General features: G+C 48.6%; 21 protein-coding genes. 8 read left to right on the top strand and 13 right to left on the bottom strand.

Features of this window, described 5'->3' with window-relative positions; all coding sequences use genetic code 11:
- The first annotated feature begins 3 nt into the window (after positions 1-3).
- From ubiE to Q0460_RS09035, 4 genes are all read left to right on the top strand, one after another.
- Complete coding sequence (gene ubiE, locus Q0460_RS09050) at positions 4-732, top strand: bifunctional demethylmenaquinone methyltransferase/2-methoxy-6-polyprenyl-1,4-benzoquinol methylase UbiE (protein WP_299086434.1); 729 nt, start codon at positions 4-6, stop codon at positions 730-732.
- Positions 725-1,891, top strand: coding sequence for an exodeoxyribonuclease VII large subunit (gene xseA / locus Q0460_RS09045; protein ID WP_299086433.1), 1,167 nt, complete (start codon positions 725-727; stop codon positions 1,889-1,891). Before ubiE ends, xseA begins: the two co-directional genes overlap by 8 nt.
- 10 nt (positions 1,892-1,901) lie before the next feature.
- Complete coding sequence (gene serC / locus Q0460_RS09040; protein ID WP_299086432.1) at positions 1,902-2,978, top strand: 3-phosphoserine/phosphohydroxythreonine transaminase; 1,077 nt, start codon at positions 1,902-1,904, stop codon at positions 2,976-2,978.
- 416 nt (positions 2,979-3,394) lie between these two features.
- Positions 3,395-3,634, top strand: a complete 240-nt coding sequence (locus Q0460_RS09035; RefSeq protein ID WP_298755831.1) for a DUF333 domain-containing protein — start codon at positions 3,395-3,397, stop codon at positions 3,632-3,634.
- 444 nt (positions 3,635-4,078) lie between these two features.
- Here the strand turns inward: Q0460_RS09035 and Q0460_RS09030 are convergent, their stop codons facing one another.
- The 7 genes from Q0460_RS09030 to Q0460_RS09000 form a co-directional block, all read right to left on the bottom strand.
- A complete protein-coding gene (locus Q0460_RS09030) occupies positions 4,079-4,765 on the bottom strand; it encodes a hypothetical protein (RefSeq protein ID WP_299086431.1) in 687 nt (228 codons plus the stop codon).
- Positions 4,766-5,419: 654 nt separating this feature from the next.
- Positions 5,420-5,923, bottom strand: a complete 504-nt coding sequence (locus Q0460_RS09025) for a flavodoxin family protein (protein WP_299086430.1) — start codon at positions 5,921-5,923, stop codon at positions 5,420-5,422.
- The gene (locus Q0460_RS09020) at positions 5,920-7,134 is read right to left on the bottom strand and encodes a radical SAM protein (protein WP_299086429.1); all 1,215 of its coding nucleotides are present in this window, start codon (positions 7,132-7,134) and stop codon (positions 5,920-5,922) included. Before Q0460_RS09020 ends, Q0460_RS09025 begins: the two co-directional genes overlap by 4 nt.
- Positions 7,135-7,917: an ABC transporter substrate-binding protein gene (locus Q0460_RS09015; RefSeq protein ID WP_299086428.1), complete on the bottom strand. Its 783-nt coding sequence runs from the start codon at positions 7,915-7,917 to the stop codon at positions 7,135-7,137.
- Complete coding sequence (locus Q0460_RS09010; RefSeq protein WP_299086427.1) at positions 7,914-8,687, bottom strand: ABC transporter ATP-binding protein; 774 nt, start codon at positions 8,685-8,687, stop codon at positions 7,914-7,916. The genes Q0460_RS09015 and Q0460_RS09010 overlap by 4 nt, the downstream gene beginning before the upstream one ends.
- Positions 8,684-9,652 carry an iron ABC transporter permease gene (locus Q0460_RS09005; protein WP_299086426.1) on the bottom strand — a complete coding sequence of 323 codons (969 nt, stop codon included), beginning with the start codon at positions 9,650-9,652 and terminating at the stop codon, positions 8,684-8,686. Before Q0460_RS09005 ends, Q0460_RS09010 begins: the two co-directional genes overlap by 4 nt.
- Entirely contained in the window at positions 9,649-9,837 is a 189-nt protein-coding gene (locus Q0460_RS09000) for a hypothetical protein (RefSeq protein ID WP_299086425.1), read from the bottom strand. The genes Q0460_RS09005 and Q0460_RS09000 overlap by 4 nt, the downstream gene beginning before the upstream one ends.
- Positions 9,838-10,208: 371 nt before the next feature.
- Between Q0460_RS09000 and Q0460_RS08995 the strand changes: the two genes are divergently transcribed.
- Positions 10,209-12,290, top strand: a complete 2,082-nt coding sequence (locus tag Q0460_RS08995) for a carbon starvation CstA family protein (RefSeq protein ID WP_299086424.1) — start codon at positions 10,209-10,211, stop codon at positions 12,288-12,290.
- On the top strand, positions 12,277-12,492 hold the full coding sequence (gene kcuS, locus Q0460_RS08990) for a KCU-star family selenoprotein (protein ID WP_295150910.1): 216 nt from the start codon (positions 12,277-12,279) through the stop codon (positions 12,490-12,492). Before Q0460_RS08995 ends, kcuS begins: the two co-directional genes overlap by 14 nt.
- 427 nt (positions 12,493-12,919) lie before the next feature.
- Here kcuS and Q0460_RS08985 read toward each other — a convergent pair whose 3' ends face one another.
- The 6 genes from Q0460_RS08985 to Q0460_RS08960 form a co-directional block, all read right to left on the bottom strand.
- The gene (locus Q0460_RS08985; protein WP_299086423.1) at positions 12,920-14,230 is read right to left on the bottom strand and encodes a hypothetical protein; all 1,311 of its coding nucleotides are present in this window, start codon (positions 14,228-14,230) and stop codon (positions 12,920-12,922) included.
- 257 nt (positions 14,231-14,487) lie between these two features.
- Positions 14,488-14,688 carry a hypothetical protein gene (locus Q0460_RS08980; protein ID WP_297882160.1) on the bottom strand — a complete coding sequence of 67 codons (201 nt, stop codon included), beginning with the start codon at positions 14,686-14,688 and terminating at the stop codon, positions 14,488-14,490.
- Positions 14,689-14,812: 124 nt separating this feature from the next.
- Positions 14,813-15,424, bottom strand: coding sequence for an NAD(P)H-dependent oxidoreductase (locus tag Q0460_RS08975; RefSeq protein ID WP_299086422.1), 612 nt, complete (start codon positions 15,422-15,424; stop codon positions 14,813-14,815).
- An 86-nt stretch (positions 15,425-15,510) separates the two neighbouring features.
- A complete protein-coding gene (locus Q0460_RS08970; RefSeq protein WP_299086421.1) occupies positions 15,511-17,166 on the bottom strand; it encodes a DUF4435 domain-containing protein in 1,656 nt (551 codons plus the stop codon).
- The gene (gene guaA / locus Q0460_RS08965; protein WP_299086420.1) at positions 17,157-18,692 is read right to left on the bottom strand and encodes a glutamine-hydrolyzing GMP synthase; all 1,536 of its coding nucleotides are present in this window, start codon (positions 18,690-18,692) and stop codon (positions 17,157-17,159) included. The genes Q0460_RS08970 and guaA overlap by 10 nt, the downstream gene beginning before the upstream one ends.
- A gap of 54 nt (positions 18,693-18,746) precedes the next feature.
- Positions 18,747-18,947: a hypothetical protein gene (locus Q0460_RS08960; protein ID WP_299086419.1), complete on the bottom strand. Its 201-nt coding sequence runs from the start codon at positions 18,945-18,947 to the stop codon at positions 18,747-18,749.
- Between the two features lie 27 nt (positions 18,948-18,974).
- On the opposite strand from Q0460_RS08960, the gene Q0460_RS08955 reads away from it, so the two are divergent.
- Both Q0460_RS08955 and uvrC read left to right on the top strand, forming a co-directional pair.
- Positions 18,975-19,385 (top strand): hypothetical protein, encoded by a 411-nt coding sequence (locus tag Q0460_RS08955; protein WP_299086418.1) that lies wholly within the window; start codon positions 18,975-18,977, stop codon positions 19,383-19,385.
- A complete protein-coding gene (gene uvrC, locus Q0460_RS08950; protein WP_299086417.1) occupies positions 19,366-21,168 on the top strand; it encodes an excinuclease ABC subunit UvrC in 1,803 nt (600 codons plus the stop codon). The genes Q0460_RS08955 and uvrC overlap by 20 nt, the downstream gene beginning before the upstream one ends.
- The last annotated feature ends 119 nt before the right edge of the window (positions 21,169-21,287 follow it).

Below are 21,287 nucleotides of genomic sequence, written 5' to 3'. Positions count from 1 at the left end.
CCCGTGCAAAAACAGGAAAAAATCATAAAGATGTTCGATGAGATCGCGCCTACCTACGATCTGGCAAACCGCGCCATCAGCTTCGGCGTGGACGTTTCGTGGCGCAAAAAAGCGGTCGAGCTGACGCTTGAAAAGCTTAAGGGAAAGCTCGTGAGTATCGCCGACGTCGCGTGCGGCACGGGCGATATGATAAGCTCGTGGCGCGATGGCGCGACGCAGCACGGCGTGCAGATCGAGCGGATCGTGGGGATCGATCCGAGCGAGGGAATGCTCGAAGTAGCAAGGCAAAAATTTCCTAGCTGCGAGTTTATCAAGGCAACCGCGGGCGCCACGACGCTAGATGATGCAAGCGTGGATATTTTAAGCATCAGCTACGGCATAAGAAACGTCGTGGAGCTGGACGCGGCGCTTGCGGAGTTTAACCGCGTCATCAAACCCGGCGGCTCGCTCGTAGTTTTGGAATTTACCAAAGCCGCAAGCGGCGGGCTCGCATTTAAAATCAGAGATTTTTACGTAAGTAAAATTTTACCCAAAATTGGCGCCTTTATCTCGAAAAACAAAGAAGCCTACGAGTATCTGCCAAGCTCCATCGGTAGCTTCCTAGACGCCGCGAGCTTTAGCGAAAAGCTCAAAAACGCGGGCTTTGAGCTGCGCGTGCAAAAGGGCTTCAGCTTCGACGTCAGCACGCTTTTCATAGCTGAGAAAATCGCGCGGAAGAGCGACGATGCTTAGCGTAAGCGAGCTAAACGCCCAAGCCAAGGCGCTTTTGGAGACGAGTTTTAGCTTCGTCGAGGTTGAGGGCGAGATATCTAAGTTTAGAATTCAAAGCACGAGCGGGCACTGGTATTTTACGATCAAAGACGCAAGCGCGGCGATCGATTGCGCGATGTTTAAATTTAACGCCGCGCGGATAAATTTTATCCCCGCCGTCGGCGATAAGCTCATCGTAAGCGGCAAGGTCTCGCTATACGCTCCCACGGGCGCGTATCAGATCCAGGTCTCAAATATCCGCAAAAGCGGCGAGGGCGAACTGGAGGCCGCGTTTGCCGCGCTAAAAGAAAGGCTTAGCAAAGAGGGACTTTTTGATGCCGCGCATAAAAAACAGCTTCCGAAATTTGCCCAAAGCATCGCGATCATCACGAGCGCGGGCTCCGCGGCGCAGGCGGATATGCTTCGCACGGCACAGGACCGCTTCGCACTTTGTAAGATCGATCTGTATAACGCGCTAGTGCAAGGCGAGGGCGCGCCTGCTTCGATCATAAGCGCGCTGCGTGCAGCCGACGAGAAGGGCTACGATGCGATCGTCATCGCTCGCGGCGGCGGCTCGCGCGAAGATCTGTGGTGCTTCAATGACGAGGCCTTGGCTCGCGCGATCTACGCAGCCAAAACGCCCGTCATCTCGGCGGTCGGGCACGAGATCGATTCTAGTATCAGCGATTTCGTAGCCGATCACCGAAGCCTCACGCCCACCGCCGCGATGATCGATCTGCTGCCCGATATTTGCGCGATCTTTCAGAGCCTAGACGGCGTAAGCGACGCACTTGATAGGCTGATAAAAGATAAAATTTCATCCGCACAAAGCGTGCTGAGCATCGCAGCTTTAGAGCTTAGATCAAAATCGGTCGAGCCAAAAATTTCAGGCTCGCTTGCAAAGCTTTTAAATTTCGAGCTTAAATTTAAAAATTTCATCGGCTCCAAACTAAGTGCCGCAGAGCATACGCTAAGCGCTAAGGATGAGCTTTTGGCGCAAAAGGCGAAATTTTTTGAGATCACCAAAGACCTCGTTCAAATCCAAAAGGGCGGCAAAACGGTGAGCTTGGGCGAGCTTGCCGCGGGCGACGAGTTCGTCCTTTGCTCGCAGCAGCTCAGCAAAAACGCAAAAATCATCTAAAGGAGGCAAAATGGATAGAGTAATAAATTTTAGCGCGGGCCCAAGCACCATCCCGCTGGGCGTGCTAAAGCAGGCGCAAGAGGAGCTACTAAACTACGCGGGGCGCGGATTTTCGATAATGGAGATCTCGCACCGCACTAAAATTTTTGAGGAAGTTTTGCATAGCGCGATGGACCGCGTACGCGATCTCTATGGCTTTTCGGACGATTTTACGATTTTGTTTTTACAAGGCGGCGCGAGCCTTCAGTTCGCACAGGTGCCGATGAACCTATACGCAGGCGGCATCGCAGAATACGCCAACACGGGTAACTGGACAAGCAAAGCGATCAAGGAAGCGGGCGTGCTCGGCATAAACTACCGCGTGGTCGCAAGCAGCGAGGAGAGCAAATTCGATCGCATCCCCGAGGTTAAATTCTCTGACGGCGCCGATTACGGCTACATCTGCTCGAACAACACGATCTACGGCACGCAATATCCGCAGCTGCCGCAGTGCGGCTGCCCGCTCGTAGTCGATAGCTCGAGCGATCTGTTTTCGCGCCCCGTGGATCTTAGCAGCGTAGGGATGTTTTACGGCGGCATTCAGAAAAACGGCGGCCCTGCGGGCGTCACGATGGTGGCGATCCGCAAGGATCTGCTGGACCGCGCAAACCCCAAAACGCCGATGATTCTGCGCTACAAGACGCAGGCGGACGCGGACTCGATGAGCAACACCCCAAACACTTTCGGAATTTACATGCTAAATTTAATGCTCGGCTGGATCAAGGACGAAATCGGCGGGCTCGCGGCAATGCATGAGCGCAACAAGCGCAAGGCAGCGCTACTCTACGGCGCGATCGATGCTAGCGGCGGCTTCTACCGCGGCCACGCGCAAAAGGAGAGCCGCAGCCTGATGAACGTGAGCTTTAATATCGCAGATGCCGCGCTTGAGCCGGTTTTCGTCGCGCAGGCGGAGGTAGCGGGGATGATCGGGCTTAAAGGACACCGCGTTTTAGGCGGCATCCGCGCCTCGATCTACAACGCGATAAACTACGAGGACGTGGAAAAACTAGTCGCTTTTATGAGCGAGTTTGCGCGCAAAAACGGCTAGCGGCGGTTAAATTTAGAGGGTTTGAGCGCAGCTCGCGCTTATAGACAAGATTGTTTAGGATCTGCGCTTGCCTTGCCGCTGAGCTAGTGTTTGCCATAGCCCTAGCTTTTATAGCTGGTATTTTACGGGAGAAATAGCTTTGATTCGGCTTAGATTTCGTCGCTAGAATTTTATTGAAGATGAGATTTTATGATGTTAAAATTTTGCATTGGATGAAGTTTGATTGCTTTGATTTTGCAGCGGCAAGCAGACTTGGTGCTGCTGGGATTTATTAGGTAGGATTTAACATCTAAAACGCTATTATCGGTGTTCGAGGAGGGTCGGCGGTTTATTTATTTAGGCGCAGGTTTAGCGTATCTGGCGTCTAAATTTAAGCTTAACCCTAAAAACGGGCAAAATTAAACGAAAGGATTTAAATGAGTTTTAAGAGATTTTTTGCAGTAGCGCTTGTGGTGGGCGCTTGCGCTTCGGTGAGCGCAGAGGCTAGCGCTGCTGGGGATTTTTGTATCAAAAACGGCGGCGAGCTGATCGTCCGCAAAGACGGCAATGGCGTGGACTACACCGTTTGTAAGCTGCCTGACGGTACTATGATCGACGCTGAAGAATTTTATAAAACAGGCGGCGATTTGAGTAAATTTAAGAGCGTAAATCGATAGAATTTTATTGCTTGCGAGATTTGCGGTAGCGAAATTCCATAAAATTCTGCGTCAAAATTCCTCTTTAAAATTTAGATAAATTCTAACTAGCAAGCGTTGGCGAGAGTGAATTCTCGAGCGCCACAAACGAAGTGATGGCAGCAGGGTGATGGAAGAAATTCAATTATCCAAACATCAACGATGTGTTGAGATTTTGCTCCAGTAAGGTACTGAAAGCAGCGGCTACGCAAAGCAGAAATTATTTTAAGCGATTTTACGCGACGCGCAGAAACCTACTAGATTGCTTGATTAGGAGGCAGATTTTTTGGATATGCGATAAACATTTGCGCTCATAGTTGCTGAGCTTAAATTTCAGCCATTTGTGGGCGTAGCTCACTTTATTGTTTAAAAAGTTTAAATTTTAAATGCTTACGAGCGTTCATTCGCTTCCTTGCCTGCGTAAATTTAGCGCGTGAAAGCCACGACCTCGTCGCGCTCAAACGTGATCTGCCGTCCCGCTAGATACAGCTCGAAGTAGGGCTTCAAAAAGTCCTCCCGCGGCCTTTGCGCGTAGTTTGGATACTGCAAGTACGCAGGTAGCAGGTAGTCGCAGTTAATCGAATAGTACGCCTCGCCGAGCACCCATAGCTTTGCATCGAGCTTAGGCGTATCTATCATCCACTCCGTGATCGTCTCATAGACGGCGTGCGCAAGCTCGTCTTTGTTATGCGCGAGATCAAAACCTTCCTGCACGCGAGCGGATTTTATTTCGCCAAGCATCTCTAAAAGTCCGTCATCGCCGATAAACTCGGCAAAAATTTTTAAATTTCGAACGTATGCTAAAGCTAGGCTTTTAAGCGCTTCGTCGTTAAATTTCGGATCCTGCGGCGGGCAAAAATACCCGGGCGCCACGCCTTGATCGAACGCCTCCCGCGTCTGTTGCGCCGTGACTGCGTAGATCGGCATTATGCGCGCTTGTAGCTCAGCGCCGTTTTGCAGCGGCGCAAACACCGCCCGCGCGCCCGCACCGTCAGGCATGAAGCACTGAAAAAGCCCGTAAAGCTTATCCTGCAGATCGATCTCTTCGCAATCTAAATCAAGATCTAGCCCAGCAGTCTCGTTAATGCGACTAGCGTACTCGAAATTCGTCATTTTCGCCCCTTTAAATTTTGACCGTCAAAGCGTTTGGGTGGAATTTTACCTAAATTTTGCGCATTTGCCGAATTAAAATTTATGTGCGATGAGACTTTTGTAGAATTTAAAATTTAGCGATTCGGTTTTGATTCGGTACAGCGACAAAGCGGCAGGGCGATGAGCGGCGACGGGTTGTCGTGCGGGCGGTTAGTAGCGGTGGATGGGTATCGCGCGGCGGCGGCGGACGTCTGATAGCGGCGCCTACGGCACGTGACGACAGGGGTAGCCTATGATCGCGACTGCAGCGCTCGCAGCCTACTTGTTCGCAGAAGCGGATTTTTTGCGCTCAGGCCGCCGTAAGGCGACGGGCGGTGTATTGGATGACGGTAGCGCTCGCGGTTGCTTACAAAAGCGCTTTTCGCGTTCAGAGCGCGCATTAGCGGCGCAAGGTCGGCGGCTTATTTGATATGTTGTGCGTGAGATAAAATTTATCATCTAAATTCCAAAGAAAGACCGGTGCCCGTGGCGGCAAATTTGCTTGTAGGAATGAAATTTGTCGTTCAAATTTAGCAAAGATAAAATTTTAAATCGTGTAAATCGCGGGAGGGGACGGTTAATGATTTGATTTTGTTCGCATCGCGCAGTATTTAGGCGGCGCAACGCAATTAAAATTTATTCTATCCCCGTAAATGCTGCTTTTGCGTCCGCCAGATCCTTCTCGTCCGGGTGTTTCGCAGCCTCCGCCCAGCGCGCAAGTCGCTCGGGGGTGATAGGGTGGGGCGAGTTGCCGCCGGCCGCCATTTTGCGCATCGTTTCAAGTAGATTCGGATCGATCGCGCCCTGGCAGGCAAACTCCCTTACGATCTCGTTGCCGTTTGCTTTAAGCCCCTCTTCAAAGCTATCTAGGCACTTGCGCGAATGCTCGCCGTCCGGCTCCGCGCCCAGAGTCATAAAAACGCCAAGCTTTTTGCCGTGAATCTTGCGTAAAAAGCGCGTAAATTTCGCCTCGGCCTCGCCCTTATCGACGTAAAAGCCCAAGGCTATAAAGTCGTAGTCATCGATCTCGCCTTCAAAGTCGCGGAAATTTAGGCTCTCGCAGCCTAGTTGCTCGGCGATCGCGTCGCCCACTTTTTTCGTGTTACCCGTTTGCGAGGTGTAAAGCACGATTTTTTTCATACAAAGTCCTTTCTAATGATGTTTGCCATCTCTTCGTTGATGTTGTTGCCCCAAAAAATTCCGTCCAAGTTCAAGACCGATTTTTCATCCTTAAGCTCCAAAAGCCCCCAGCTCTCAAATTCCTTTAGTTTCTGCAGCGCTTCGTCATAAACGCTCGCGCTTAGGCCGTCTTTTAGCGCGTTTAAGCTTACGATCGGGTATTGAAATAAATTGCTTAGCACGCCGTATTTTGCTTCGCGCTCATCGATTCGCGAGATCATCTTGTGCCCCGACACGCCGTAAATTCCGAAGCCCGCTACGTGTCCGCCCGCGCCGTTGCCGATAGGCAGGATATCCGTGCCCTTGTGGCTTAGCTTGATGTAGCCGTAGTTATCGCGACCTTTTCGAGCAAGTTTGGTAAGCTCCAAAACCTCGAAATTCCCGCTTTGCAGTAGCGCCTCTGCAAAGGCATGGTGCAGCTTTTTATCAGTCGGCAGATCGTAGTAGGAGGTGTCGATCTTTTTGGATAGCTCCGAGCCTTCGAAAAACATCAGCGAGTAAAAGCTGGCGCTATCTAGACCTAGCTCATTTACGTAGCGCGCGTCTGCGATCGCTTCCTCCACGCTTTCGTTCGGGAAGTTGTAGATGATGTCGCAGCAGAGCATGCCGTCAAATTTTTCTCTAAGATCCTTTAGTCGCTCGATTGCGCGAGCGGGCTTATGCACGCGGTTTAGAAGCGCACGCCCCTGTCTGCTGAAGGTCTGCACACCGATGCTAAAGCGATTTACGCCGAAGCTTTGCAGAGCGAGCGCTTTTTGCGTATCTAGATTATGCAGCGTAGTTTCTATGCTGATCTCGCAGTCCTCTGCGATCTTGAAATTTTTATGCAGCGCGCCTAGAACCTTTTCGAAGTGCGTCTCGCTAAAGACGCTCGGCGTGCCACCGCCGAAGTATATGCTCTTGATCTTTTTGGTGTCGAAGTAGGGCATCTCGCCGTAGTCTTTGATCTGGCGGATCAAAAATTTAGCGTATTCGTCCAGCTCGTCGCCGAGTTTGGAGCGCATCATCGAACAAAACGAGCAGATGTTGTCGCAAAACGGCACGTGCAGATAGATCACGCAATCGCTGTCTTTCGCGGGCTGCTCCAGCGCATTGAACAGCTCGTTTTCGCTCGCGGAGACGCTCTCGAAGAGTTTGGAGCGATGGTGGGATTTAATGCGTTCTTTAAACATCTATTTCGTTGCCTCCGCGTAAATTTCATCCACCGTCTCGCCGATCTGTGGGCTTCCGCGCAAGATGAGCGTCGGGGCCTTTAAAATTTTGCCCGATTTTACCGCTTTGGTGTTGCTAAGGATCGGATTTGCCTTTAAAAAATCCTCCGTCTCGCCGCCTACGACGACGATTATATCGGGGTTTTGCTCCAAGATGTATTCTGCAGATACTGAAGGCGTGCTGCCCTTTAGGCCGTCTGCGATGTTTTTGGCGCCTAGGCGAGCGAAAATGTCGCCTACTAGAGTTTTGTCGTTAAAGGCCATAGTGGCGTTTGAGCCGAAAAATAGCGCCACTTTTTTGCCGCGAAGAGCGGGTTTGTCTGCAAAAATTCCATCCATCTGAGCGCAAATTTTATCCGCCTCGCTCTCTTTTTTTACGATCGCCGCGACCTTCTTTACGTTTTGGCAGATGTCTGCGGTGGAGTTTGCATCCATCGCAAGGCTCTTAAGTCCTAGCTTTTTCAGATCCTCGCTAACGCCTGCGGAGTGGAAGCTCGTGATAACCAGATCGGGCTTAAGCTCGACGATCTTTTCCATATTCGGCTTGACGTAAGTGCCTACGCTGGGTAGTTTCGCGGTTTCAGCCTGCGGGCGGATCTTGCTCATCGAAGTGGTGGCAATCGCAGCGATCTGATCCTGCGCGCCTAAAGCGTAGATGATCTCGACCGCGGCGGGATCAAGTACGACTAGACCTTTGGCGAATACAAAGCTCGCCGCAGTCAAAGCTATAAGAATTTTTTTCATAATTTCTCCTTTTTGGGTAGTATAAACTTTACCCCGTTTTCTTCTACTATTAAGGCTTCAAAGCCGTAAATTTCTTTTATGATCTGCGGCGTAAAAAGCTCGCTCGCACTACCGCGATATCTCACTGCGCCGTCTTTTAGCATAAAAATTTCATCGCAAAACAGCGAGGCTAAATTTAGATCGTGCAGCACGATGACGCTCGTTAAATTTAAAGAGCGCGTCAGGTTTTCGCAGATGCTCATCGCCTCGATGGCGTAGTTCATATCTAGCGCGCCCGTGGGCTCATCGAGCAGTAAAATTTCAGGCTCGCTGACGAGCGCTCTAGCAAGCAGCACGCGTCCGAACTCCCCGCCGCTTAGCTCAAATGCGCTACGCTCTAGGAATTTTTTCACGTCCAAAAGCTCTGCCATTTGTTCCACTTTAGCGTGATCGCTCGCATCGTAGCCGCTAAAGGCGCTTTTTAATCGGCAAAATCTGCCCGCAAGCAAAATTTCTTTCACGCTAAGCGGCGCGGCGAGAGCCGTTTTTTGTGGTACGAAGCCGATGAGCGCCGCAAGCTCTTTAAGGCCGTATTCGCTCGCTCTTCTGCCGTTTATTTCGATGATCCCGCTTGCAGGCTTTAAAATTTGCAAGATATTTTTTAACAAAGTGCTCTTGCCGCAGCCGTTAGGGCCCAAAATCCCGTAAAATTTACCCCGTTCTAAATTCAGACATACGTCTTGCAGGATCGCCCGCTTGCCGTAGCTGAAGTTTAGCGCCGAAATTTTCATGCATGCTTCCTAAATGCGAGGTATAGAAAAAAGGGCGCGCCGAAAAAGGAGGTCACCACGCCGATCGGAATTTCTACCGGCGATAGGATGTTTTTGGCTATGACGTCGCAAAACAAAAGAAAAAGTCCTCCCGTAAGCGCACTAGCAGGGATCAGCACGGCGTTGCTAGACGTGCGAAGCGCCATACGCAAGGTATGCGGGATGATGAGCCCCACGAAGCCTATCATCCCCGTAAACGCGACCGAAAAGCCGATGATGAGCGAGGAGACGATGAGCAGGCTTTTTTTGGACTTCTCGACGTTGAGCCCCAGTGACTTCGCCTCCTCGTCGCCGTTTAAGATGATATTTAGCTCGTGACGCTTCGCGTAAAAATACGCCATGCAAAACAGCAGCGGCAGCAGCAAAAGCGCGATCTTTTGCCAATTTGCGCCGCCTAGATAGCCCATCATCCACGCCGTAATTCTAAAGCTGTCCTCTCCGATGAGATAGACCGCGAAAGAGGTAAATGCGCCCAAAAACGACGATACGGCGATACCTACGATCAGCAAAGTCGAGATCGAGCGGGTGTGGGCTGCGAGCTTAAAGATCACGAGTGACAGCGCGCTTGCGCTTAAAAACGCAAAAATTCCGTAAAAAACGTCGCTAAGCCCCAGCAGATAGGCTATGACCGCGCCGAAGGTCGCCGCCGAGGCAATGCCGATGATGTAAGGATCTGCAAGCGGGTTTAAAAATACGCTTTGCACTACCACGCCCGAAGTTGCCAGCAGCGCGCCCACTAAAATACCCATTACTAGGCGCGGTAGGCGCATTTGCAGCAAGATGAGCTGCTTGGTCTCGTCTATCTCGCCGAAGGTAAAAAATTTCGCGACGTCGCCCAGCGAAATGTTCGCCCCGCCGCTACTTACGGCTACTAAAGCAAGCAAGACGAAAGCTGCGATTAGAAAGAGATAAAATTTAAAGCTCATAGCCCACCAGGCGAACTATACGCGCAATTTTCGTCGCGGCGGATATTTTTAAAATTTAAGCGGTGCCAGGAATTTATGCGCGCGGAATTTATGAAATTCTCGCGGCTCGCATCGTTGTTTTTACGGTTTGCGTAGCTTTTGATATCAGCGCGAAAAAGTACATAGCCGCACACTTGATCCGGCATAAATTTCCTCCTAAAAGTATTCGCGATTTTTATTAAGAAATTAAAATCGTTATCATGGGATTTTATCGCTTGATTTCTTAAATCGCGATAAATTCCGTGATGGCTAAAAGCTGCGAGGTTAAATTTGGGCGATTAAATGTTAAAATTTTGTGCGTCGCCAAGCCGTCTATTTAAATTTGAAATTCAAAATTTAGGCGCTAAATTTAAACGCCGAAAGAGCTCTTTTTAATTTCGCGATTCAGCTTTAAATTATAAAAACGCCGATAAAATACGCACTAAATTTATTTAACGAGTCCCGCTTTAAAGGCGCAAACCGTTTTGTTAAACGGCAAACTGCGCCAAAGCCGCTCGCTAAGCTTTAAGGAGTGAGTATGAAATTTTGGCAAAAGATCCTTTGGGCGGCGGTCGCCGTCATAGGGGCGTGGTGTTTCGGCGTACTTGCGCTAAATAAAGGCGAGAGCATCAGCGCCGTCTGGCTCGTAGTGGCCAGCGCGTGCATCTATCTGATCGGATACACCTTCTACGGGCGCTTTATCGCGTATCGCGTATTCGAGCTGAACGATCGCCGCGCAACTCCTGCGGTGATCCGAAACGACGGGCGAGATTACGTCCCTACGAATAAATACGTCCTTTTTGGCCACCATTTCGCCGCTATCGCAGGCGCAGGACCGCTCGTAGGTCCCGTAGTGGCCGCACAGATGGGCTATCTGCCCGGCACTATTTGGCTTTTGGTAGGCGTCGTGCTCGCAGGCGCGGTGCATGATTTCATCGTGCTCGTGCTCTCTACGCGACGCGGTGGCAAGAGCCTCGGCGAGATGATAAAAGACGAGATGGGCAAGCTCACGGGCGGCATCGCGATGATCGGGATTTTTTTCATCATGCTGATCATCGTGGCGATTTTGGCGATGGTTGTCGTAAAGGCGCTTGCGAACTCGCCGTGGGGGCTTTTTACGATCGCGATGACGATACCGATCGCTATATTTATGGGAATTTACATGAGGTTTTTGCGCCCGGGCAAGGTCAGCGAGGCATCGATCATCGGCTTTGTTTTGCTGATGCTTGCGCTTTGGGGTGGGCATTACGTCTCGATCGATCCGTACTGGCACGACGTTTTTTCGCTAAAGGGCGAGACGCTCGCGCTTCTTACGATCGGCTACGGCTTTATCGCGGCGATCTTGCCTGTGTGGCTGCTGCTTGCGCCGCGCGATTATCTAAGTACCTTCCTTAAGCTCGGCGTCATCATCGGCATGGCAGTCGCGATAATCTTTGTCGCGCCCGAGCTTAAAATGCCCGCTACGACGAAATTTATCGACGGCACGGGTCCCATTTTTGCAGGCTCGATATTTCCGTTTTTGTTTATCACGATTGCATGCGGCGCGATCTCGGGCTTTCACGCGCTGATCTCCAGCGGTACGACACCTAAGATGGTCGAGCGCGAAACCCACACTCTTTTCATCGGCTACGGCTCGATGCTTATGGAGAGCCTTGTGGGCGTAATGGCGCTCGTAGCGGCGTGCATCCTAAGCCCGGGCGAATATTTCGCTATCAACTCGCCAGCCGCGGTACTCGGCAAAGACGCGGTAAGCGCCGCGGCGTATATAAATTCTATCGGATTTAGCATTACGCCCGAGCAGATCGGCGCCTTGGCTTCAAACGTCGGCGAAACCACGATGATGAGCCGTACGGGCGGCGCTCCTACCTTTGCGATGGGGCTAACGATGCTGCTGCATCAGATCATCGGCGGCAAGGAGCTGATGGCGTTTTGGTACCATTTCGCGATTCTGTTTGAAGCGCTGTTTATTCTGACCGCAGTCGATGCAGGCACGCGCACGGGGCGCTTTATGGTGCAAGAAATTTTAGGCAACGTCTATAAGCCATTCTCCGATACTAAAAATTCCCTCTACGGCATCATCGCGACGGTGATCTGCGTGGCGGGCTGGGGATATCTGCTCTACAGCGGCGTTACCGATCCTATGGGCGGAATTTACACGCTGTGGCCGCTTTTCGGCGCGTCCAATCAGATGCTCGCGGGCATCGCGCTGCTGCTTGCGACGGTGGTGCTTTTTAAAATGGGCAAGCAAAAATACGCCTTCGTTACGATCACTCCTGCGATTTGGGTGCTTATAACCACGCTTTATGCGGCGATCTTAAAGTTAATGCCGGCTAACGGCGAGCGCGTGCACGACGCAGTAAGCCACGTGGCCATCGCGCAAAATACCGCCGCCAAGCTCGCTAGCCTGAGCGATCCCGCCGCGATCGAAAAGGCGCAGGCTATCATCAGAAATAACGTCATCGACGCCGTGCTATGTGCTCTTTTCGTCGTCGTTACGATCATCGTCATCGCCCAAACGATCCGAATGTGCCTTAAAATTTCAAAGGGCGGCGCGAACGAGGGGTATTTCAAACTGGCAGAAAGCGAGCACATAGATAGGGGCGTTTATGAAAAAGTTTAAATTTAACCCGCTCGCAGCCCCGAAGGCCGTGGCGAGGTTTTTGGCGCGCGCGGATGCCGCGCTTGCGCCGCTCATCGGGCTCGGCGATTACGAGGGCTATCTGCGCCATTTCAGAAGCGCCCATCCTGACGAAGTCCCGCTAAGCAGGGCGGAATTTTTCCGCGCGATGCAAGATAGCAAGGCAAAAAACGTCAAGTGCTGATAGCGGCGAAAAGGGCGCGGTCGCGCCGTACAAATCGCCGACCCGCGACGCTTTGCCGTCATATCACGAAATTTCGCCGCGGATTTGAAATTTTAAATTTGATAGGGCACGGGTGCGCGAGTCATGAAATTTAACCCGCTGCTAGGGATAAAATTTCGCGCGTACCTCTTTGAGATTGCGCTTTAAATTTGCTCGCACTTAGGGCGTTAAGATTTGTCCTTGCCGTCGCGCTGTACTCATCGCTAGCCGCGACGCTTTGCAGCGGTCTCGCCTGCATGTCGTAGAATTTTTAAACGGGTATTTCCGCGTCTTAGTAGAATTCTATATAAAATTTTTGCAAAATTTTTAACAAACCCGCCTTAATTAAAGGCGTGAAATCACGGCTGCAAATTTTAAATCAGGAATATGGGTGTGCTTGGACAATGGCTTAGATCTCATAGCAGGTTAAAATTTGATCCGCGTCCTCGTCGTAAGCGTTATCGACTAGTACGAGATCGAGGGCGCGCTCGGGCGTGCGATGCCTGCGTTTTTCATTTTTACTGGGAGCGAGGAGTGAATATTCACGGTTTTCGATACCACGGCCGCCTTCGGGCATTAAATTTTGCTCGGCAAATGCGCCCTTTTGCTCCGCTTCGTATTTTGCGCTCGCAGCCTGGCAAGAAGCAGCCGTAACGACGCCTAAAATTCTCGCGCCCTTTTGTTTAAATTGATGCGTCAAAACAGGCTTTGTCGCGAGATATCGGGCGGGCTCATTTTGTTTAAATTTATCCATCGCTTCGCATCCGGATTTGCTCGTCTCGTTCCGTGTAAATTTATCCGAGCCGCTGCAATTAAATTCGTCCGCTTCGTCACATCTAAATTCCTCGGCTTTATCGTGCGCAAATTTGCCCGAGCCGTCGTGCTCGCCGCTCTCGAGGTCGCCCGTTTTGCCGTGCTCGAAGCCGCCCGCCTCGCTACGCAGATCAAGAACCTTCAGCTCATTCAGCTCGTTTATAAAGTATCCGCGCCAGCCGTCTGGTCCATCCGCCGCAAGCTCGAATCTATCGAAATCAAAGTCCAGCTTCACACGGAATTTAACGTTAAAATTTGCGTCCGTAAAAACAAGCTCGTTAGCACCCTCTATTTCGCCGTTTTCGCCAGCCTCGCCCGCGCGAATGCAATATCCGCCGCTTGCGCGCTGCGCCTGCGTCATAGGGCAAGCTTTAGCGATGATTTTAAGCTCGCAACTGCTCAAATTTAAGCCGTAAATTTGACCCGAGCGCGTAAAAATCAAGAAATTTAGCTCATCTTGCTTAAAAATCGCCGCGCAGCTCCTTAATCGCTTTCGCGTGCCCGTCTGCGTCTCAAAATCGTAAATAAAAAGCGTATCGTCAGTCGCCGTAATAGCCTTTTTATCGCCGCCCTTGCTACTTAGCGCGATAAAATTGCCGTATTTTAGCACGCCCTTTTTATGCTTTGAGATGAGCGCGAGATCCGCGGCGTTAAATTTATAAATCGTGTCAATAAAGCCCAAAACTACGAGCGTGCGGCCGTCATCGTCAAAGGTCGCGGCACGGGTAAAATCGCGGAAAGGCGCGCCTGCTAGCTGCTCGCCGCTTTCGAGCGAGAATTTTCTAAGCTTCATCTGCTTTTGTTCGTCGTTATCGCCTACGTAAAATGCGCGATCGCCCTTTATCAGGATATTTTCGCCGATATCTCGAAGCCTGTTTTGAAGCTTACTTTGCCATAAAATTTTCATCCGTCGCTCCTTCCGTCTGCGCGTAAGAACACAGCACGATTTATTGCTTTTAATTTGTGCTAGCGGTTTTATCAGCGCGCATGCCAATCCTTGCTGTTGCTTAAATTTACGCTATTTGCGCGGTGCTCGGTACCTATCAAATCGGCATTTCGGCCGTGCTTTGCGGGCAAATTTATCCGCGCAGCGTTTGGACCGGGCCAGAAATTTAGCTGCGCGCTGTTTGAACGAAACCGCAAAATTAGCCTCGCAAATTTAGATCATTTTTTCGGTTTATTTTCTTTGATATAGTCCACGGCGATACGCTGGCAGGCGATTTTATCGTTCTTTTCGAGGCATAAAGTCTCTAGCTCCTCGCGGCTGAAATTTTTGTAATCCTTGATCGTCTTTTTGCCGCCGCCTCCCATCACGAAGTATATGAGAGCCGCTAAAATCGCCATCGCAGCGATTAATCTAAGCATAATTGCCTCCTAAATTCATAAATTTTGCACCGAATACACGTACAAAATTTTTGCGCACATTTGTTTAAAATAGGCAATCAAAATTCTACGCCGCGCGGATTTTGCTAGCAGCGAATTTTCAAATTTAAAGCAAATTAATCTGCTTCGGAAAGTACCTATCCAGCGTCTGCGCTACCTGCTCTAACCAGACCTTTCGCTCAGCTTCGTCGCTATCTGCGACCACTCTAAACATCAGCCGCTCAAAGGTTTTCACGCCGCAAAAATCAAAAATGCAGTTTTTCCAAATTCTTTCCAGCGGATCGCCAAATATCTCGTTTTCTCTGGCCTCGGGGGTGTTGGAGGTGTTGAAAACTACGGCGACTTTAGCCTTTAAAAGCCCTATCGGAAGCCCACCGCCGTTATCGCCCGGCGCAAAATCGTAGGCTACTCTCTGCCTTAGCACGCGGTCAATCCAGCCCTTGAGGATGGCTGGCGGCTCGCCCCACCAGTTCGGATGGACGATCACGATACCATGGGCGTTTGCGATGTCTTTTTGATGCACTTTTAACAGCTCGTCGTCGCTTTCGTCGCTCACGAGCTCAGCGTCGTTAAGGATTGGGTTAAATTTCTCTTTATATAGATCATGAAATTTAACCTCGTAGCCGCTATTTTGCAGTTTTTCTGCTGCTACGTTCGCAATAGCCGCATTTAGACTTCTCTCGTAAGGATGCGCTAAAATGATGCAGATTTGTTTCATATTCCTATCTTTCTATATTCAAAAATTTATATAATTTTACTTATTCTATAGAGTTTATTAGTTTTGCGTAATTCGCCCACATGATTTTAGTTTCTTGGTATTTCTGTTGGCAAATATGATGTCAAGGCTGACACAAATTTTTTCTTATTTACTTCATTTGCAGACATCATACTAATGACTGTTGCAATGTATTCTTTATTTTTAATTCCAAAATAGTGACCGATTGCGCTTGATAAGTTCTTTTCATTGAATATTTTAATAATATCTTTGTAATTATCGTCTGATAATGCATTTTGAAATTTATCATTTTGTTCTTTCCATATATCTTCATATTTTAAGGATGATATAAAATTTTTAAGCGAACTATTTATTTCCTCCTTATTTCTGCCGTCTATAGCGGAATTTGATAGCCTATACTTTATCTCATACAAGACGCTCTTGGATATTTGGCTATCGATTTGTTTTTCAAATCTTTCTTTTACTATATAATTTTTAATTTCTGAAAAAATATCATTTTCGTTTTTGCCAAAGCAGCTAGCTATAAATCGCACAACTTCTTCGGTTATAAATAAATTTTCAATTTCCGCGACATTAATGGCATACACATTTTTCGCTTTATATATTTCCAATTCATGTTCACTACGAAAATCTCTATCTATTATTCCATATACTTCAAAATGATGTAGTATATTGGTTTCTCTAAATGCTTTTGTTCGAGATATAACTTGCTCGCAGCTTCCACAAGGAATTATGTAATAATTTGGATATAATATTGAATAAAGTCGTATATCACAACTAAATTTACCGCCCTCGACAAACAATACGCTTTTTCTACTTCCAAGTATATCCAGTAGTAAATTTTCAGGAAGATTTATATCTTTTTCAATTTTCTTAAAAACCCATTTTACACCATTATATTGTTTTATCCAAAATTTGTCTGCATGCTCATGTAAAGTAGCAAAATTTATATCGTGTGTAATATAAATAAACAAACAATCTTTACGATATTGCTCGAGCGTAGTCCATAAAGTATTCATTATAGATTTGTGCAAATGAATTTCTGGCTCATCTATGATTAAAATTTTATCTTTAGGAACGCATAATACCTGAGAGGCAAAATATAAAACTGAACGCTCACCGTCACTCATTTGATTAGCAGGATATTTTTGATCCCCCAGTACCGCATAAAATTTTGAATCACATATATAAAGTTTCCTTTGAGGAAATACGCAATCCCATATAGCCAGTAGTTTATCAACAGCTGTTGTTGGAGGATCTGGCATGTTGTGATTTGATTCTTTACTTTTCTTGTATTCACTAACAAATGCATCATTTTCTTCATTTTTTAATGCAAGTATAGCCGAGAGAACAGCTTCAAAATCATCCATCATTTTCGTTGTATATTTCCCCCAGTCCCATCGATACCCTTTATTTGCCTTAGAGTCAGGATTGTCAGTCCCATAAAATACCAAATCTTCCGACTGGGAATAATTTCTTAAAGGAATATTTTCTTTGAAATTTAAATTCCTTTGTGCTCCTATACGATGAACCAAGTCCATACTCTGCTGTTCTATCCATGCTCCTAGCTTACTTTTTCCAGAGCCATTAGCGCCGACTATAATAACTGCATTTTTATCTGTTTCATGCTCTTGCCTCTCATTATTTTCGTCTGGCAACCAATATTTAAATTTCATATCTTTGGCTCTTTGCATTAATATTGATTTATAAAATTTTACTCCCACTCTATCGTTGCAGGCGGTTTGCTCGAGATGTCGTAAACTACGCGGTTGATGCCGTCCACTTCGTTTATGATACGGCGAGAGACGTTTTCTAGCAGATCGTAAGGTAGGTGCGAGAAGCTGGCCGTCATACCGTCGCTGGCGTCCACTACGCGTATACACACGGCGTTTTCGTAGGTGCGGTTATCGCCCATGACGCCGACGGAGTGTACGTTTAGCAACACGCAAAACGCCTGCCACGTTTTGTTGTACCAGCCGCTTGATTTTAGCTCGTCGCGTAGGATCACGTCGGCTTTGCGCAGTAGCTCTAGACTTGGCGTATTTACCTCGCCCATTATGCGGATCGCAAGGCCAGGACCCGGGAATGGATGGCGGAAAACGACTTCGCGCGAAAGGCCTAGTTCAAGCCCCAGCTGGCGCACTTCGTCTTTAAAAATTTCGCGCAGAGGCTCGATCAGTTCAAATTTCATATCCTTAGGCAGGCCGCCTACGTTGTGATGGCTCTTGATCGTCTTGCTCGAGCCCGCGACCGAGCTTTCGATGATGTCGGTGTAGAGCGTACCCTGGGCTAGAAATTTTACGTTTTTGTATTTTGCCGCCTCTTTGCTGAAAACCTCGATAAAGGTCGCGCCGATGATTTTGCGTTTTTGCTCCGGATCGACCACCCCTTTCAGCCTGCTTAAAAACAGCTCGCTAGCATCGACTACGTCCAGGCTCACGCCCAGTTTGAGTCTAAACATCTCCTCTACCGCCTTGCGCTCGCCAGTGCGGAGCAGTCCATTATCGACGAAAACCGCTATCAGGCTCTGCGGCACCGCATGTGCCAAAAGCGCCGCTACGACCGAGCTATCCACACCGCCGCTTACCGCGCAAAGCACCTTGGCGTTGCCTACGCGCTCTTTTATTTTGATCATCTGCTCTTTGGCGAAGCTGCCCATATTCCAAGTGCTGGTTATTCCGCAGATCTCTTTGGCGAAATTTTTTAAAATTCTATCGCCGAACTCGCTGTGGCAGACCTCGGGGTGAAATTGTAGCGCGTAAATTTTACGGATCTCGTCACCAAATACGCACCACTCACTCTCGTCCGAGCTTGCCATTACCTCAAAGCCATCTGGCAGGCTCTCGACCTTGTCCGAATGGCTCATCCAAACGATCGAGTTATCCTCCACGCCGCCAAATAGCTTGCTAGCGCGAAGCAGCTTTAAAGAAGCCTTGCCATACTCTTTTTTGCCCGCAGGCACGACGCTGGCGCCAAATTTATGCGCGATGAGCTGCATGCCGTAGCAGATACCTAAAATCGGAATTCCAAGCTCAAAAATTCTATCGTCGCAAAAATACGCATCCTTGGCGTAAACGCTAGCGGGTCCGCCGCTTAAAATAAGGCCTTTAGGGTTTTTTGCTTTTATCTTGTCGATCGGCGCGTCGTATGCGATTAGCTCAGTGTAAACGCCTTGTTCGCGCAAGCGCCTAGCGATCAGCTGGGTGTATTGAGAGCCGAAGTCCAGCACTAAAATGTCTGCCGTTTGCATGAAATTCCTTTGTAAAAATTTTTAAAAGTATAACAAAGCAAAGCTAAAAGTAGGCTATTTATCGCGTAAAATTCTAACGCCGCCTTTCGTGTCGTTTGTTTTGTTGTCATCCGCGGCGGATGCCTCTGCATTCACGGTTTGCTCATCCGCGTCCGAGTAAAAAGGCGGTGCTTTGTATCCGCAGCCGCTAAGCAAAACTAAGATAAAAAATGCTAAAATCCGTCTATGGAAAATGCAAGAGAAATAATCGCTCATATCAGAAAAGATCCTTTATATGCCAAGATGCGAGAAAGAGGCGAGTTCTTAGCGATTTTGCCGCTTAGTTGGCAAAGGCTGATCGCCTTCATCTACGTCAAAGATGGCATTTTGATGATAGCCGCGAAGCACCCGGCGGGGCTTTGCGAACTAAAACGCGATAGTAATATAAATTTAATAAAAGACGTATTAAAGCGCTTCGTAGCCGCTAGAGAGACGGCGGAGCTTTGCAGCGTGCGCGATATAAAATTTTTCGTCGCAAGTAGGCTGATGAATAAAAGACGCGCGCAAGCCTTTAAAATGAATATGCGCCGAAGCAGCGAAATTTTCTCGCCCGAGCGCTCGAACGGAGGATTCAAAAACAAAATCCAAGATCCGCAAATTTATAAAATTTTTGAAGAGATAAGAGGGCTGATCCTTGCTAATAGAGGAGATTAAGAGCCTGCCTGCTAGCCCCGGCGTGTATCAGTACTTCGATGTCGCGGGCAAGCTGCTATACGTCGGCAAGGCTAAAATTTTAAAAAATCGCGTCAAAAGCTACTTTTCTTTCACGCCCGCTCTCGCGCCGAGCCCGCGCTTAAGCGCGCGCATTGCCAAGATGATAAGCGAGGCGGCGCATTTAGAATACATCGTCACCCCCAGCGAGAGCGACGCGCTGATACTAGAAAATTCCTTCATCAAGCAGCTTAAGCCAAAATATAACATCCTGCTGCGCGACGATAAGACCTATCCTTATATCTACGTAAATTTAGACGACGATTTCCCGCGCTTTGAGATCACACGAAAGATCGTAAAGGGCAGAAACATCAAATACTTCGGCCCCTATTTTCACGGCGCAAAGGAAATTTTACAGACGCTTTACATGCAGTTTCCGCTCGTGCAGAAGAAAAATTGCGTCAAGGGCAAAAAGGCCTGTTTGTTCCACCAGATCGGGCGCTGCGCCGCTCCGTGCGAGGATAAAATTTCAAAGCAGGATTACGCTCGTATCGTACAAAGCGCGCTTGCAGCTCTTAAAAATCCGCAAAAAATGGTACCGCAGCTTCAGGATCGGATGGCGCGGCTAGCGCAGAGCGAAAATTTCGAAGAAGCCGCGCAGATCCGCGATACGATCGAAATTTTAAAACAGATGAATGTAAAGGTTGAGGTCGATCTGGCAAAGCTCGATGATTTCGAGGTCTTTGCGATTGCTGCACGCGACGAGCTCGTCTGTGCCGTGCATTTTAGCATACGCGAGGGTAAAATTTCAGCCTCAAACTCGCATATAATTAACTGCAAAGCCCCAAGCGCCGATGATATCGCAAACGCCTACAAACAGATGATCTTAAGCGCCTTTCCGGCCGCGGCTCCCGTGGCGTGCGCTAAAATTTACGTTTACGACGAGTTTGACGATGCGGATCTGGTGTGCGAAATTTTATCCAAGCGGCATGAAAGAGCCTTTAAAATTTACGCGCCGAAGATCGGCGAGAAGCGTAAAATTTGCGAGATCGCATACCAAAACTGCGAGATCAATATCAAAAAGCATCTAAAAACGCACGATTATGCATTTTTGCAGGAGCTGAAGGATTATTTTAATCTTACGAATTTGCCAGTAAATATCGAAGTTTTTGACAATTCGCATATGTTCGGCGCCGCGGCCGTGGGGGCTATGATAAGCTTTCAAGACGGCGAGTTTAACAAGCAAAACTACCGCCACAAGCACCTTAGCTCAAACAACGACTACGATCAGATGCGCGAGTATCTAACTAGCCGTGCGCTTAAATTTGACGAGCTCGCAGCGCCCGATCTGTGGCTTATCGACGGCGGAACGGCTCTGCTAAACTTGGCGGAGGAAATAATCTGCAGCGTCGGAGCAAACGTCGATATAATCGCTATCTCTAAAGAAAAGATCGACGCCAAGGCCCACCGTGCAAAGGGAGCTGCGAAAGATAAAATTTGCACGAAAAGCGGAATTTTTTCGCTGCCTACGGATGATAAAAAATTGCAGTTTTTTCAACGCCTACGCGATGAAGCGCACCGCTTTGCGATCTCGTTTCACCAAAAGAGCAAACGCAAACTCGATCTGCAAAGCTCAAAGCTGCTAAGCTTGGGCGTTAGCAAGGGCAGCCTGAAGAAGCTTTTGGACTTTTACGGCGATTTTGAGAGCATTTATGCGGCGAGCTTCGAGGAGATCAGATCGCTTACGAATATCCAAACCGCCGAAAAAATTTTAAACAATCATTAACGAAAACCTAACGCAAAAAGCTATATTTAAAGATTTGTTTAGTAAAATCACCCATTAACTTTGCAGGACGGCTAAATCGTCTCCGCCTAGCGTGACGGAAGCGACTTCGTTTCTCCGGT

Origin of the sequence: uncultured Campylobacter sp., from assembly GCF_937980635.1 — a bacterium.
GTDB lineage: Bacteria > Campylobacterota > Campylobacteria > Campylobacterales > Campylobacteraceae > Campylobacter_B.
The sequence above is the reverse complement of the archived record's forward strand: the minus strand, read 5'-3'. Positions and strand labels throughout refer to the sequence as shown.

Coding starts and splice junctions, on each gene's coding strand:
- Q0460_RS09030 (WP_299086431.1), bottom strand. CDS start 4,765: ATGACGAATTTCGAGTACGCTAGTCGCATTAACGAGACTGCTGGGCTA.
- serC (WP_299086432.1), top strand. CDS start 1,902: ATGGATAGAGTAATAAATTTTAGCGCGGGCCCAAGCACCATCCCGCTG.
- Q0460_RS08955 (WP_299086418.1), top strand. CDS start 18,975: ATGCGAGAAAGAGGCGAGTTCTTAGCGATTTTGCCGCTTAGTTGGCAA.
- Q0460_RS09025 (WP_299086430.1), bottom strand. CDS start 5,923: ATGAAAAAAATCGTGCTTTACACCTCGCAAACGGGTAACACGAAAAAA.
- Q0460_RS09035 (WP_298755831.1), top strand. CDS start 3,395: ATGAGTTTTAAGAGATTTTTTGCAGTAGCGCTTGTGGTGGGCGCTTGC.
- Q0460_RS08995 (WP_299086424.1), top strand. CDS start 10,209: ATGAAATTTTGGCAAAAGATCCTTTGGGCGGCGGTCGCCGTCATAGGG.
- Q0460_RS09015 (WP_299086428.1), bottom strand. CDS start 7,917: ATGAAAAAAATTCTTATAGCTTTGACTGCGGCGAGCTTTGTATTCGCC.
- Q0460_RS08980 (WP_297882160.1), bottom strand. CDS start 14,688: ATGCTTAGATTAATCGCTGCGATGGCGATTTTAGCGGCTCTCATATAC.
- Q0460_RS09020 (WP_299086429.1), bottom strand. CDS start 7,134: ATGTTTAAAGAACGCATTAAATCCCACCATCGCTCCAAACTCTTCGAG.
- guaA (WP_299086420.1), bottom strand. CDS start 18,692: ATGCAAACGGCAGACATTTTAGTGCTGGACTTCGGCTCTCAATACACC.
- Q0460_RS09005 (WP_299086426.1), bottom strand. CDS start 9,652: ATGAGCTTTAAATTTTATCTCTTTCTAATCGCAGCTTTCGTCTTGCTT.
- Q0460_RS08975 (WP_299086422.1), bottom strand. CDS start 15,424: ATGAAACAAATCTGCATCATTTTAGCGCATCCTTACGAGAGAAGTCTA.
- kcuS (WP_295150910.1), top strand. CDS start 12,277: ATGAAAAAGTTTAAATTTAACCCGCTCGCAGCCCCGAAGGCCGTGGCG.
- Q0460_RS08960 (WP_299086419.1), bottom strand. CDS start 18,947: ATGAGCGATTATTTCTCTTGCATTTTCCATAGACGGATTTTAGCATTT.
- Q0460_RS09000 (WP_299086425.1), bottom strand. CDS start 9,837: ATGCCGGATCAAGTGTGCGGCTATGTACTTTTTCGCGCTGATATCAAA.
- Q0460_RS08985 (WP_299086423.1), bottom strand. CDS start 14,230: ATGAAAATTTTATGGCAAAGTAAGCTTCAAAACAGGCTTCGAGATATC.
- xseA (WP_299086433.1), top strand. CDS start 725: ATGCTTAGCGTAAGCGAGCTAAACGCCCAAGCCAAGGCGCTTTTGGAG.
- Q0460_RS09010 (WP_299086427.1), bottom strand. CDS start 8,687: ATGAAAATTTCGGCGCTAAACTTCAGCTACGGCAAGCGGGCGATCCTG.